Annotated in this window: 8 protein-coding genes and 7 pseudogenes; 7 read left to right on the top strand and 8 right to left on the bottom strand. The window is 59.3% G+C overall.

Annotated elements, in window-relative coordinates:
- The first annotated feature begins 36 nt into the window (after positions 1 to 36).
- Complete coding sequence (locus P3C39_RS09020; protein WP_126057629.1) at positions 37 to 2,103, top strand: hypothetical protein; 2,067 nt, start codon at positions 37 to 39, stop codon at positions 2,101 to 2,103.
- A complete protein-coding gene (locus P3C39_RS09015; protein ID WP_126057630.1) occupies positions 2,100 to 3,155 on the top strand; it encodes a hypothetical protein in 1,056 nt (351 codons plus the stop codon). Before P3C39_RS09020 ends, P3C39_RS09015 begins: the two co-directional genes overlap by 4 nt.
- 606 nt (positions 3,156 to 3,761) lie before the next feature.
- Here P3C39_RS09015 and P3C39_RS09010 read toward each other — a convergent pair.
- The gene (locus P3C39_RS09010) at positions 3,762 to 4,820 is read right to left on the bottom strand and encodes a class I SAM-dependent methyltransferase (protein WP_024504268.1); all 1,059 of its coding nucleotides are present in this window, start codon (positions 4,818 to 4,820) and stop codon (positions 3,762 to 3,764) included.
- A 57-nt stretch (positions 4,821 to 4,877) separates the two neighbouring features.
- A pseudogene (locus P3C39_RS09005) lies at positions 4,878 to 5,098 on the bottom strand (insulinase family protein); the annotation flags it as partial.
- Between the two features lie 1,054 nt (positions 5,099 to 6,152).
- Here P3C39_RS09005 and P3C39_RS09000 point away from each other — a divergent pair.
- Positions 6,153 to 6,518, top strand: coding sequence for an extracellular solute-binding protein (locus tag P3C39_RS09000; RefSeq protein WP_245454714.1), 366 nt, complete (start codon positions 6,153 to 6,155; stop codon positions 6,516 to 6,518).
- Between the two features lie 398 nt (positions 6,519 to 6,916).
- A pseudogene (locus P3C39_RS08995) lies at positions 6,917 to 7,135 on the top strand (helix-turn-helix domain-containing protein); the annotation flags it as partial.
- Here the strand turns inward: P3C39_RS08995 and P3C39_RS08990 are convergent.
- Positions 7,132 to 7,869, bottom strand: coding sequence for a hypothetical protein (locus P3C39_RS08990; RefSeq protein WP_127322442.1), 738 nt, complete (start codon positions 7,867 to 7,869; stop codon positions 7,132 to 7,134). The pseudogene P3C39_RS08995 and the gene P3C39_RS08990 overlap by 4 nt on opposite strands.
- Positions 7,870 to 8,301: 432 nt before the next feature.
- Between P3C39_RS08990 and P3C39_RS08985 the strand changes: the two are divergent.
- Positions 8,302 to 8,496, top strand: a pseudogene (locus P3C39_RS08985) (DUF459 domain-containing protein); the annotation flags it as partial.
- A gap of 69 nt (positions 8,497 to 8,565) precedes the next feature.
- On the opposite strand, the gene P3C39_RS08980 reads toward P3C39_RS08985, so the two are convergent.
- The 3 genes and pseudogenes from P3C39_RS08980 to P3C39_RS08970 all read right to left on the bottom strand — a co-directional run.
- Positions 8,566 to 10,020 carry a glutamate synthase subunit beta gene (locus tag P3C39_RS08980; RefSeq protein ID WP_024504270.1) on the bottom strand — a complete coding sequence of 485 codons (1,455 nt, stop codon included), beginning with the start codon at positions 10,018 to 10,020 and terminating at the stop codon, positions 8,566 to 8,568.
- Positions 10,021 to 10,061: 41 nt separating this feature from the next.
- Positions 10,062 to 10,224 (bottom strand): annotated as a pseudogene (locus P3C39_RS08975) (thioredoxin domain-containing protein); the annotation flags it as partial.
- A 275-nt stretch (positions 10,225 to 10,499) separates the two neighbouring features.
- Positions 10,500 to 10,685, bottom strand: a pseudogene (locus tag P3C39_RS08970) (pyridoxal-phosphate dependent enzyme); the annotation flags it as partial.
- On the opposite strand from P3C39_RS08970, the gene P3C39_RS08965 reads away from it, so the two are divergent.
- Positions 10,600 to 11,553 (top strand): TauD/TfdA family dioxygenase, encoded by a 954-nt coding sequence (locus tag P3C39_RS08965; protein WP_127322137.1) that lies wholly within the window; start codon positions 10,600 to 10,602, stop codon positions 11,551 to 11,553. The pseudogene P3C39_RS08970 and the gene P3C39_RS08965 overlap by 86 nt on opposite strands.
- A 594-nt stretch (positions 11,554 to 12,147) precedes the next feature.
- Here P3C39_RS08965 and P3C39_RS08960 read toward each other — a convergent pair.
- The gene (locus P3C39_RS08960; protein WP_024504272.1) at positions 12,148 to 12,417 is read right to left on the bottom strand and encodes a hypothetical protein; all 270 of its coding nucleotides are present in this window, start codon (positions 12,415 to 12,417) and stop codon (positions 12,148 to 12,150) included.
- A 993-nt stretch (positions 12,418 to 13,410) separates the two neighbouring features.
- On the opposite strand from P3C39_RS08960, the pseudogene P3C39_RS08955 reads away from it, so the two are divergent.
- Positions 13,411 to 13,557, top strand: a pseudogene (locus P3C39_RS08955) (multicopper oxidase domain-containing protein); the annotation flags it as partial.
- Between the two features lie 104 nt (positions 13,558 to 13,661).
- Here P3C39_RS08955 and P3C39_RS08950 read toward each other — a convergent pair.
- A pseudogene (locus P3C39_RS08950) lies at positions 13,662 to 13,785 on the bottom strand (LysR family transcriptional regulator); the annotation flags it as partial.

The raw sequence follows: 13,785 nt of genomic DNA, 5'->3' as shown, positions 1-13,785 counted from the left end.
CTCGGCTTGGCGCATTAAGGTAAGGGACGAATAGAGATGGAGAATCCGTTCGGCCCCAACAGGATCGAGTACGAAAGTCGCCCGATACTGTGGTTCAGTCAGAAGTCGGCCTTGATTTCTGCCGCCGCCAAGCCGGTCTTCGTCGCAGGGACGAGAGGCAGCGGCAAGACCAGTATTCTTCGCTCGCTTTCCACAGTTCATATCCTCGAAGACAAAAGTCTCGCGGACCAAGTCGGCAAGCTCGGCTGGTATGGCGTCTTCTTCCAGCTCAATGAGACATTTTCGCCCCTAATCGACAACGCGGTTCTGAACCTCATTCCGGAGCGGATACGCTTCGACACGGCCGCCGTGATCCCGCGGCAATTCGTAATCTTCTCTCACTATCTGGAGCTGAAGATAGTCGAACGCCTGCTCGAGAGCATCAGCCAGCTCAGACGCGACAGCCACTTGAAATACCGGGCCTCTGAAGATAGGGACGTCGCCTTGGCACTGCATCGCGAAGTGCTGCACTTCATACCCCAACCTGCCCGTCTCGACTTCTTCAGCATAGATGAGCTGCGGGGTGGGATAACCCGGTACGTCGACGAATGCTTCAACGCGTTCTTCTTTGCCGCCGATGAGGGAGCGACCGGCTTCAGAGCGACAGACCCTGGCGCGATCATTAACAAGGTCGCGACCGCGATCACCCCACTTTTAAATGGCCCATCTTTCGCCGGTGACAGGGCGCCCTTCTTCAAGATCCTGATTGACGACTGTGAGGCACTGACACCGCTCCAACAGCAGTTCCTGAACACCTTGGTGAGGAAGACGCGCGGCAATGTGAAATGGGTCCTCGCCTACATCGGCGGCCTTTACGACACGATCCGGACGATCATACCCGGCCAGTCGCTCTCGAATGCTGACCGGGACGTCGAGAATCTTGATTCAGTCGATCCGAGGGAGTTCGCCACGCTGTGCGAGAACGTGTCGTCGCTTCGGCTCTACTATGCGCTTCCTGACCATCTGCGGAGTGATCTCAAGCGCAACGATGCGCTCAGCGCGTTTTCGCTCAAAAACCGGCTGGGGCGGCTTTCCGTCAATGACATCATCGAGCGGGTTATCATATCGGGTCATTCCGAGGGCAGAGAAGAGCTTGTGGCACTCGCTGATGCAGCACGTGAATTCCTCTCCGTGAATTTGAGGACGGCGGATCAGCAGCAATTCCTTCTTGATCGAAAAGCGCGCCCTTATGCCGAAGGGCTGGCGCTCGCGCTCATGAACCCGGAAATCAAGCGCCGGCCCATGAGCAAGGCGGATGCTTCAAATCTGAAGAGGTCGATCGCCCGGAAACAGGGATGGGCTTTTCTGAAAGCGTGCCAGATGCTGCGTCTGCATGACTACCCGTACGTAGGGCACCAGATCATCACATCATTGAGCGACGTCTGTATACGCGATTTCCTTGATATAATGGGAGAGATCTTCCGCCGCAGTGTTCCGAGTTCCAGTGATCCACGAAAACTGGTGGAATTCATCAACTCGGATTTACAGATTCATCTCGAACAGCAGAGACAGGCTGTGAACGCCGCCTCTCAACGGAAGCTTGATGGACTTCAGGCGCTTTCACATCCGTACGAAGAAGAGAGCGTGCGCATGGTGCGGGCGTTGGGTTACCTGACCGCTCGCCTCCAGACAGAGTTTGCCGAAGAAAATGCTCTAGGAACGACAGAGAGAGGCATTTTCAGGGTTGATCTAAAGGAAATGCGCTCGCTGGTGAACCGACTGGAGCAACCCAGCGGAAAACTGGACGAGGTCCTGCGTCGGGCGGAAAGGGATGGGTTTATCCGGGAGGTCTCCGCCGCCGGCAACTTTGAGGTGGACCGCGCCGACCCCGCATCGAAGGAGATGCTGATCAGATTGCATCGGCGATTTGCACCTTACTTCGGGTTCTCCTATCGCGGCCCGTACGAAATCAACACAATCCCTGCGGCGCAGATGGTCGACCTGCTTTTTACCAGGCATCGGCTCCCAGAAGACTGGGCCGACTCGGTGTTTAAGGAGCTCGTCGCGCGGCCCGCACTCAAGACCGAATTCCAGCACTCGCTTTTCGAGAGCGATCTCGAATGACCGCTTCAACTGTCGAGTATCGAGTCTTCGGCCATCTGGCCGTCACTGAGAAGGCGAGAGATGCAGGTACCTGCGAAACGATGGAGGCAGATATCGCGATCGTCGCGCTTGGATGGGAAACGCGTTTCGCCGCGTTCGAAAACCATCTTGACCTGAAGGTCGGCAAAATCGTGGTTCTGGACTTTGCTCTGAAGGAAGCGAACGTCCCAGCCGTCGAAGAAAACCGGCGAAAGCTCATCGCTATGGGTACCCGATGGGGCGTCGAAGTGACTGCGATCACCCTCGAGCCTTCCATCGAGTATCAGAAGAACATCAATCTCCTCGATCACCTGCTCACTCAGATGGCCGCTTCATGTGGCTCATACGAAGGAAGCCTGCGGAAGGTTTTCGTCGAGTGCTCGACGATGCCGCGAATCTACATCCAATGGCTGATTGCGGTGGCATTCAAGAAAATGTCGATTCAGTCTCTCGAATTCGGGTACGCCGAAGGTATCTACGGGAACGCGATCGGCAAAGAGGATTTTTCCAGCGGCTTGGACCGATACGTCACCGTCCCTCATCTTCAAGGCAGCGGAGGAATGGGCGAAGAGAAAGTCCTGCTCGTGGGGATCGGAGGAGATGCCGACGTATTCTACGGATTGATCGATATCGTCAGTCCGGAACGGATCTCGCTCCTCGTCCCAAGAAGCGAGAAGAATGCGCATATCGATGCTTTGCTCGATCAACAGGTGGCCAAGGTACGTGAAACCCACCGGCTCGAAGATGGCGAAGTTCGCGACATCCAGGCTTTCGGGCTGATGGCCCACCTCGATGCTTTCGAGACGTATCTCGACGGGTTCGGCTCGCGTGCGGTGGTGAACGTTTTTGTCAGCGGCCCGAAGGTTCAGGCCATCGCTGCTGCCGTGCTCGCCTGCTCCGACAGCCGCGTCCATCTCAAGGCACGAATTCCCACCTCCTATGCCCATCGTGAAGTCTCAGCGAATGGGCGGTATCATATCTATAGGCTGATTGACCTGACATCCCCTGCCTGCAGCCTTCCCGGGACGTTCTGACACGATCTTGCATTCGAGTAGCATCATGGTCCCAGTAGCCGTTCCGCCAAGCCTTCAGCGCATGTTCGTGTCGCCCGATCCGGTCGATGGGGGACTAATTCCCACTTAGAAGCTGCTCTACATCAGATCAGGGGAAATGCAGACTGGCAGAATTCCATAATTAGCGACTCAAAACATATACTCAGGCGAGACTGTTTAGCATAGAAATAGTGAGCGCTCTCCAATATGTTAGGCTCTGTCGCAGTAGCGCAACAAGCTCAGTCTTTGGATGGGTGGTATGAGGATGAGACGACTGAATGTGTACAGGCTCAGTCATTTTATCGAGGCTCTCGTTTTTGTCGTAAGCGCGTTCGGTGCGACGTGGCTTACCAGCTTTGTGAACGCGCCATGGTGGGCATATGTGATTATAGCGGCCATCACTATGGGCATGTTCGTAGCCGTGCGTCGGGTCCTTTCTGAGCCGCAACGTATGGGACTCTTGGCACACAACTCGGCAGCGACCTCTGCGTGAACCCAGGCGCCTTGAAAATGTCCCCGATGCGTCCGGATTTTTGGCGGTGATCTTCAATCAAATGCGATGAGCTGCAATTTCTGGCGACGGCCACGCTAAGGGCGGGCCTCCAGCACCATGTTGAACGGTGTCTCCGCGGCGCGACGCAATCGCTTGAAGCCGCCGCCGGTCACAACCTTGCGCAGCCTCGCCTCACCGGCCTGGGCTCCAAGCGCGAGCCCGACTTCCTGCGACACGGATGCGGGCGTGCACACGAAAGTGGAAGCGGCATAGTAAACGCGGCCGACGGGATTGAGGTTCGCCGCCAGATGATCATGCGCGAACGGCTCGACGATCATCCACGTGCCGTCCGGCTTGAGCGATCCGTGGACATGGGTGGCGGCGCCCGTCGGGTCGCCCATGTCGTGAAGGCAATCGAAGAATGTGACGAGGTCATACGTTCCGGGATAGCTCTTGGCGGCCGCCACGTCGAACCGCGTGTTAACGCCGACGCCGGCTACCTCGGCCGCCTTGCGGGCGCGCTCAATCGAGGGGGCATGATAGTCGAAGCCGACGAAGCGCGAATTGGGGAAGGCCTGTGCCATGAGCACGGTCGATGCACCATGACCGCATCCAACATCCGCGACGTCCACGCCGCGTTCGAGCTTCTCGACGACGCCCTCCAAGGCCGGCAGCCAGGAGTCGATCAGATTGGCATTGTAGCCTGGACGGAAGAACCGTTCCGTACCGCGAAACAGACACGCGCTATGATCGTGCCACCCGACGCCCTTGCCGGACTGGAATGCCTGCCTCACCTTTTCTTCATCGAGCCACAGCGCGGACAGGAACTCGAATGCGCCTGCCATGAAGGCCGGGCTGTCTTCATCAGCGAACACCAGCTCTTGCTCGGCGTTGAGATAGAATTTGTCGCTCGCTTCATCGTAGTCGACGTAACCCGCCGCCGCCTGCCCGGAAAGCCATTCCCTTACGAGGCGTTCCTGGGTGCCGGTGCGTGTCGAAAGTTCGGCGGCCGTCATCTTGCCGCCTTCGCGCAATGCCTTGAACAGGCCGAGTCTGTCCCCCAGCAGGACTCCCGCGCCCGTTGCGATCGCACCGAGATCGCCGACCATTTTCCCCAAGAATGCGTCCAACTTTTCCTGATTCGCTTCAGACATCTGAATCTCCCTTTGGGTTCAATCTCTCCAGGCGACGGAGCCGTGCTCGTCATGAGGCGCCTTGAGCATCAGATGCTCGAAGACATGCAGATATCCCCGGCGGCTCATCCGCGCTGCCGATCCTGCACCAGACCATATCGGTGACGAGCGGCGCGGTGGTCGGGAATGACAGCCACCTCCATGCCGTTGAAAAGCAGGAAATCCGTCACTTTGCCCTCGTCGGTAACCGGCGGAGCCGGAGTGGTCGTCACCAGGGCAAGCCCTGTTGCAGCAGGTATCCTTGGGCAGCCTGTCAGAACATCGATGACTCCGGTTGTGGTGCCGGGGCGGGCGATCAGGGGCCAAGTGATTGTTCCGCGGCGGCTGTATGTTGTGGTAAGGTGATCATGCGAACTCTTGTTGGTCGGTCACGTGTTTTGCGGATGACCCGCATGTACTGTGCCAAATGAGAAAACCATTCAAACGCAATCCAGTAGATCTGACTGTATCCGACATTGTCGGAATTTGGACATCGCCGAACGCGAAGCGCTCGGGGCTTGTGACGATACTTGAGCGTGCTGCTTCGGAGGAGGGATGCGCCTCGAACCGGCCGCGAGGCCTTTTTCTGGCAACGGATATTCCGGCCGGGTTAGGCCGCGAGGAAAGCGACGGTGAATAAGAGGTAGAGGACCAACCGTTTTGAGCGGGTAGTTGCCGTGTTGCGCCCCCAGGCAAAGGCCAGCACCACGGAGCAGTATTTCTGGTGGCGATACTACATCGCCTTTAAGTGCCGGTTACCCGTTTTTACCCAGTTGGCCTGGTGCATTCAGAGCGAGGTCGTTGGAAACCGCTTATTGTGGCTATGAGCAAACTCGGGATGGAGGAGTGGACCCAAAAATTGGCAAAATGCCCCAGGGAGGATTACATGGGTCGCTCATTCCCCGTACTCGTTACAGGTGCGCGTCGCTACGCAAACAGCTTGCTTTTGACTTGGCGTTTCTTGCCGTTTCGGCATCGCTCACTAATTCGGCCGCTGCCGACACCGTGAACTGGCGTCAATTCGAAGGGACCAGCATAACTTGGGCCTACGACATCCACCCCTATGCGGATGCTCTCGCTGCGCAACTTTCCGGAGTTCGAGAAGCTGACCCGGCATCAAGGTCACGCCGGAACTCTACCCAGACGATTCTTACTGGAACAAGATGACGATCCAACTGACGACGAAGTCGCCAGCATGGGATGTGTTCGGCACTGGCATTCAGCCCGCGTAGGACCTCGCTCCGAGTGGCGCCTGCTGGACAAATACCTGAGTGATCCGAAGCTTACCGATGCTGGATACGACTACATTCGGACATGATCAAGAAGTGCGCGGCTCCTTCCTTCGCCAATGATAACTGGAACCAGGTCGTGGACGGCATCTCGTCCGGCCGCACCGCGATGACGATCGACTCAAAAATGTTCGGCTTCTGGAACGATGTTGCGGGGAAGCCGGCATCCGGCAAGATCGCCTTCGCTCCGCCGCTGCACGCACCGAGCGCCACGAGCTTGGATTCTGACATCTGGATCTGGGCTCTCGCCATGAACGCGGCTTCCGAAAAGAAGGGCACGGCCTGGCTGTTCATCCCGTGGGCCACCTCCAAGCAGGTGGCGCTCAAGGGTGCCCTTGCTGGCCAGCTCGTCAATCCGCCGCGCACGTCGACCTGGCAGGACGATACCTAGACTAAGTACGCTTCGCAGCCCGAGTTCAACAACTTCGTTGACAGCTTCAAAAAGATACAGGATCAAGCCGCGCTGGCTTTCACACCGCGTGTCGGCTTCGGCGAAGCCATGAACGCATGGGCCGTGGCGATGCAGAAGATGGCAAACGGCGATGACGTCGAGACGACGTTGAGGGCGCTTGCCGAAGAAATCCGCACTGGCCTCTGATCAAAAGGAACAGGGCAGTACTATTGCACTGCCCTGTTCCCGCCAACGGCGGAGATCACGCCGTGTCACCCCAAGCACTTAAACCCAGCGTGCCGATGGCAGGCGAAGGCCCTGGCGCGCGCGCCTCGTCCGGTTCGGCTTCGCTGGAGGGGCGTTCCATCGACTGTTTCAGCCTTGCAATCATCCAGGCGCTGGCCAAAAGCCAGATGGAGCGCCGGCTCAGGAACCGGCGCAAAAAACTCGAGCCTGCCGGCGCTGATCGAGCTGGTGCTGGCGCGGCCGCTGGTGTCGGCAGGCCTGGTCGCGGCCGAGCTGAAAATTAGCCAGCGCGCTGCGCTCGGGCTGGTGCCGAACTCGGCATCCGTGAGGTGACCGGCAGGGGGCGCTACCGGGCGTGGGACCCCGTTTAGCTGCGGCGGGCTTTGGCGAAAGCGACAGCACTGATGATTTTTGCTGTACGCTCATTCTCCCTCATCTGCGCGTTGACAGAAAACCAGCAGGCGAGGGTCACAGCACGCTGTGCTACCCGCGATTTCCGGAAAACCAATGAAAAACGACTTTGATCGATCGCGCGGGACGTATCATTCAACCATGTCGAGAACGGGCGTGACGGCACGTACACTATGGACCGAGAGAACTTTGTCTGGCGACTTTGCGCACGCCTGCAGAACTCTTCGGAAAACTTCCTTCTGTTGATCCAACGATCGTAATGAGCTGGAGTGGCATCGCCGCTCTCCTCGGTTCTTGCTCTCTCAGTTGAACTTGATGCTAGCCTGCACGAAAACGCCGTAGCGCTTTGCCTTCCAATCGTCGGCCTGCGGGGAACCACGACCGCCCATTGCCTCTTCGAAATGAGCGGTGCCGTTATTCGCCACGGCCGCAACATCGCCTCGAGCTGGACGCCATGCCCATCGCCGTCTTCGGGAATTAGCTTGATCTTGGGGCGCATGTGGTGCTGATCTTTGCCGTCGAGCCGCGTGAAGAGGAACGCCACGTCACCAGAAAGGCTGAGTCGCTCGGTGAGTTGCGTCTGCCCGGCCAAGCCGAGTCGCAGCGAATGCCAATCGTTGTCCTGGCTGATGAGGTTGAAGTAGGTGGGACGGTTGGCACACAGGTTCCCCAGTTGGTCGCCTGCTGCGTGCAACCGAAAGCGTCGTAGCTCTCGTGCCAGAAATTGTTGCCAACAAAAGCACCGATGCGGTAGCGCGGTGAATTCAAGAAATTATATCCAAGATCGGCGGTGAAATAGCTGACGCCGCCCCCGCGCTGATCACTGAATGTGTTTGAGTAGCCCCCCATTTCCGTAAGAAGTCCTCGTCATGAGAAAACCCTCCCTGATGCCGCCCGCACCGAGGAGGCCTTTACGAAAATGCCAGTCGGATTGTGGATCGCGTTGAAGAAGACTTCACTCGAATGCGCGTCTAGATCGTCATAGGTGAGCCGCGAGACCAGTGACGTACCTTTATGATTGTAAAGTTCCTTCGATGCTTTGCCGGTACTGGGCCAGTAGCGTAGTCCACCCTCGAAGGAAAAGACTGAGGCCGCCGACCCGGCTACCGACGCCGACTCGCAATCACCGGCATTCGACGGCGGTTCGGAACTTCTCGGTGCCGCAGCGCCGGCCAAGCCGGACGGGTCCGGTGAAAAATTCGTCGTCGAGGGCAAGGCGCCCGCTGCTTCGCCCGGCCGCGCCGACGATTTTTCTTGGCCGCCAAGGCGGCAGCCTGCGGCCGGGGCCACAACCGAAACGACCACGGCGATCAGTCCGTAAGCTGCCCGGGGCAGCGGAAGGGCGGAAAGCGCCTTCAGGTGGCCGCACAAGTAGGGTCTCGAGACGGACTCAGCGCGGCAGCACGCTCGATCCCATCAGCGCCTCATCGATGGCGCGCGCCGCCTGGCGGCCCTCGCGGATCGCCCAGACGACCAGCGACTGGCCGCGCCGCACGTCGCCCGCCGCATAGAGCTTTTCGACGCTGGTCCTGTAGTCCCGGTCATTGGCCTCGACATTCTTCGAGCGGCGGCTGTCAATGGCGATCTTCATCTGGCCGGCCAGTTCCGACACCGGCCCGCGAGCGGCTGGCCCGGCAAAGCCGATGGCGATGAACGCGAGATCGGCACGAATGACGAATTCGCTGCCGGCGATCGGCTTGCGCTTTTCGTCGACCTCGCAGCATTTGACCCCGGTCAGCTGGCCGTCTTCGCCGATGAACTCGAGCGTCGCCACCTGAAACTCGCGCTCGGCGCCTTCGGCCTGCGAGGACGAGGTGCGCATCTTGGTCGCCCAGTAGGGCCAGACCGAAAGCTTGTCTTCCTTTTCCGGCGGCTGCGGACGGATGTCGAGCTGGGTGACGCGGACCGCGCCCTGGCGGAAGGCGGTGCCGACGCAGTCGGACGCGGTATCGCCGCCGCCGACGACGACGACATGCTGACCGCCGGCGAGGATCGGATGCGACGGCCACGCCACCGACTGGATCGGTTCGCCGCCGACACGCCTGTTCTGCTGCACCAGATAGGGCATCGCGTCATGCACGCCGCCGAGATCGTCGCCGGGAATGCCGGCCGCGCGCGGCGTTTCGGAACCGCCGCAATAAAGTACGGCGTCATGTTCGGCGAGCAGCTCGGCAACAGGCTTGTCGACGCCGACATTGACGCCGCAATGGAAGGTGACGCCCTCGCCCTGCATCTGCTCGATGCGCCGGTCGATATAGTGCTTCTCGATCTTGAAGTCGGGAATACCGTAACGCATCAGCCCGCCGGGCCGGCTCTCGCGCTCATAGACATGGACGTCGTGGCCGGCGCGGCCGAGCTGCTGGGCAGCCGACATGCCGGCCGGGCCGGAGCCGATGACGGCGACGCGCTTGCCGGTCTTCTTCTCCGGCGGATAGGGCCTGATATGGCCGGTCTCGTAAGCCTTGTCGGCGATCGCCTGCTCGACCGTCTTGATGGCGACGGGAATGTCCTCGAGGTTCAGCGTGCAGGCTTCCTCGCAAGGTGCGGGGCAGATGCGGCCGGTGAATTCCGGGAAATTGTTGGTCGAATGCAGGTTGCGGATCGCATTGTCCCAGTCGCCATTGTAGACGAGGTCGTTCCAGTCCGGGATCTGGTTGTGGATGGGACAGCCCGTTGGCCCGTGGCAGAACGGAATGCCGCAATCCATGCAGCGCGCGGCCTGTTTCTCGACCTCCTTGTCCGACATCGGCAGCGTGAATTCACGGAAATGCCGGATGCGGTCGGAGGCCGGCTGGTACTTGTGCACCTGCCGGTCGATTTCGAGAAAGCCTGTTACCTTGCCCATAGTCCAGCTCCTGCTGTCCAGATGGCGCGCCTGGCGACGCCCTGCAGCTGGATCAGATGGGGCATCCCGTCCCACATGGGCCGCACCAAGTTGCCCAAAATTCGACTATGTACACTTGCCGGGCTCAAAGCTCGTGAGGGGCTCGCCATGCAGCCAGTTCTCGACTCTAATCGAAGGAGCCGGGGACTCCATCTGCAATACCACGTTGCGGTCCAAAGCTATTTCCAAAGGTTTCTGCACGAGCTGGTTTCCTCTCAGAGACGGCACACGGGTTCAGGGAGGAGCGCATCGCTCGTCTTGCCCCATTAAGTGCAGTCACAGTCACTCAGTCTCAAAAGCCATGCCAACGCGCTCAGCGCGCAGTTAGCGCCCATTGCTTCGAAAAACCTCGTCAGTGCCCAGATGTTGGTTGTAATGAACCTGACATTTGTCTGACGCTGTCAGCTTTTGGACACGCGATCACGCGCTTCGTGCCGCCAGGCCAGGCCGAGCCCTGTGTTGCCAGCGGTCGCTTCGATGATTGTACCGCCCGGCGCGAGCTGGCCACGCTGTTCGGCATTAACGATCATCGACAACGCAATGCGATCCTTGATCGATCCGCCGGGATTTTGGCTTTCGAGCTTGACGAAGAGAATTCCTGACTCCGACGTTGTACCGCTGACCAGCCGTGTTGGAGCTGAAATCAGAGGCGTTCGCCTTGGTGGAGACCTTTCGGACGCAGCGATAGCAGCCATCAACCAGCTTCTTCTAAAACACAAGGTGATCTTCTTCCGCGGCCAGGAGCATCTCGACGATGCGGAGCAGGAATTGTTCGCGCGGCGTCTGGGTAACCTTGTACCTCATCCCACGCAGGGGCCGGCAGCCGGCACGGCCTCAATCCTCAATCTCGATTCCGGCCGTGGCGGTGGCAGGCCAGACCAGTGGCATACCGATGTGACTTTCGTCGATGCCTATCCGAAATTCTCGGTCCTACGTGGCGTCGTCATTCCGGCGGCGGGGGGCGACACGATCTGGTCCAACACGCACGCCGCGTACGAGAATCTGCCGGCGCCGCTCAAAATATTGGCGGACAATCTGTGGGCTATTCATAGCAATGCCTACGACTACGCAGCCGTGCGCCCGCGCGCCACAGCCGAAGAGAAGAAGCACTTCGAGGAAGTTTTCACATCGACGATCTACGAGACCGAGCATCCGGTCGTGCGCGTCCATCCGGAAACCGGGGAGAAGTCGCTGCTGCTCGGCAATTTCGTGCAGCGCCTCGTCGGCCTTTCCAAGAGCGATTCCGCCAAACTCTACGAGGTGTTCCAGTCCTACGTCACTGCCCCGGAAAATACCGTGCGGTGGCGCTGGCAAGTAGGCGACGTCGCTATCTGGGACAACCGTGCTAACCAGCATTATGCGGTCAACGACTATGGCGACCAGCACCGGGTTGTGCGTCGCGCTACGGTTGACGGTGACGTTCCGATCGGCGTCGACGGTCGCCGCAGTATAACCCATGTCAAGGCAGCCAAGCCGGCGGCGAAGGCAGCCTGACCGTCTGAACAGGGTAAAGATGAAAACTTCGTATCGCCGCGGCCATATCGCGCTGCTTAACCGCCCCACAAAGCCTTATGATTTCCGAGAAGCAAGGCGAGTTGCGGGCTCGAGGCTTGGCCCGAAATCGAGGTCCTGCAGCGTGGCGCATGGCTCGAGTCGCTGCTCGTGGCCCCGCTGCAGCGGTACAGGTCCCCCACCGCCCCACCATCTCGCCCGCCCTGCACCTCGGATAGCGATCATTCACCGTTTGTTCATTATGATAGCGCACGATCATAACTGGACATGCTGGTAGCTCGTACATGCCTGAAGGCCCTGCGCGCCGACCCAGCGCCGGGGCCTTTTTACTTCCGCAAAATCGATTCCAGCAACGCGGGCACTTCGCAGGATGTCGGAATCCCGCGCTTGCGATGATACGCCGTACAGCGAATTGCGCGAGTCAAACGAATTTGGGTTTCTCAAATATAGAATCGTCGATACCGATCCTGATGGATCGAGCCTCGACGACGAAGTCAACCATCTTCAAACGGAATTATTCAACATTGCCGAGAGCTCCCGGTGTGCCGTCGAAGCCGACATTGGGGAGGTCAGCGGTCACCAACGATCATGGTGATCGCCAGCATCTTTCGTATTCACATAACCGTCGGCCTTGTACTTTCCCGAGGCCATGACATGAGTGGGTCTTCCAAGCACCGATTTGGCCCGGTAGGATTTGCAGGGGGCGCGGACAAGCGGATGAACAAACGGAATGATGCCGGAAAACTGCGCGCGCCTGCTGGGATTTAGCCGACCGTCGATAGGAACATAGCCCTGGTCGACGGCTTTCTGAAGGGCAAGAGTTTCGCCGACCTGGCTCAGGAACATGGCTTGTCGACAACGAGGGTGCGCCAAATCATCGAGAAGGCCGATCGGCTCGTGGGCGGCGCATTCAGACCAAGACTGAAACGTCCAACGCCTCGCCTCGGTCCGATTTCATGGTCGACTATCCCTATGTGTGCAAATGGCCGAGAAGCACCGGCTGGGTAGCGTCACGCCGCATCATTCTTTGCGGAGCTGGAGCGCGCGGGATCGCTGGAGCGGCTGGTGAAAGCGGTTGCCGGGGCGCACAACACGTGAGCTGGCGCCTCGTGTGGCAAAAGGAGAGGGCGAGAGCCCATGGCCTGCAATGAAGCGATCAAGCATTGCGATCGTGGAACCAAGCTAGTCGACCATCCGGACCGCGGCCTTCAATGCCAGCTCGCCTTGGAATCGGCCTTCCAGGAATTGGCTGAGCGCGCAGCGGAATCCGGCTGGACCGAGGAGATAGCCACGCGCTCCTCGAACTCGCCGGCGCGCGCCTCAGGAGCGACTCCGCCAATGACAGACTGAGAGGACGATTAATCGTGCCAGGGCAACGAGAGAGCGGCAGGTTCAAGAAGCTTCGCCTGAACCGATAGGAACGTCGCTGCGCCAATAAAATTGGCGGTGAAGGCTGACCGCGGCCGAGTCGGGCAAGCGAGCGAAGTGCTGAAATAAGGGCGTGAGAATCCAAGACATCGTTTGTAGAGAGCATCGAGCTTCGCGAGATTGTGGTACAGGATCGACCGCAGGTGTTCTCGCAGCGCTCGCAGAACCCGGGATTCTTCCGCGGCACCCGCCAAGGCGAAGAACGGTCAGAGTTGCACGATAACGTTTAAAAGCGAGCCTTCCTCCGAAAGTCTGCGCGCGCAGTTCCACGGTCCGATGCGCTTTCATAGCTATTCCAATCGCCGCGCCCATCCTCTCCCGGATCAGGTCCAGCGGGTCTGCAGTGCATGCGCCCCCAAAGTGGACGCCATTGGGCCGGGTGAACCGGGCTCGATTGCGCGCCGAAGGCCCGTTCCAGGCCCGGAAATCCGGGTCCGTCAGGGCGAGCGCGTGCGGGTCGAGGTAGAGAACGGCCTTGCCGAGAAAACGACCGTGCACTGGCATCGCGTGCGTGTGCCACATGCCATGGATGGCGTGCCTCACCTCACGCAGAAGCCCGCGAAAAGGCAACGGAAGATCTAGCATTTATGGGGGAAATGTTTTTTCGGAGTGCTTGACCCGCAGGAAGGGCAGGGCATGACTGCCTATCGCCCGACCCGGCCGGCCGCACTCATGACCGGCTGGGCTCGGTTAATCCTGCATGCCGCGCCCATGAGGTTGCGCTCTGTCGGGAGTGCGTCGAGCACAACGACGAGATGTAGTTCACGATCTTTGAAACGCGTGGTC

Source organism: Mesorhizobium sp. XAP4 (assembly GCF_029269325.1).
Classification (GTDB): domain Bacteria; phylum Pseudomonadota; class Alphaproteobacteria; order Rhizobiales; family Rhizobiaceae; genus Mesorhizobium; species Mesorhizobium ciceri.
The sequence above is the reverse complement of the archived record's forward strand: the minus strand, read 5'-3'. Positions and strand labels throughout refer to the sequence as shown.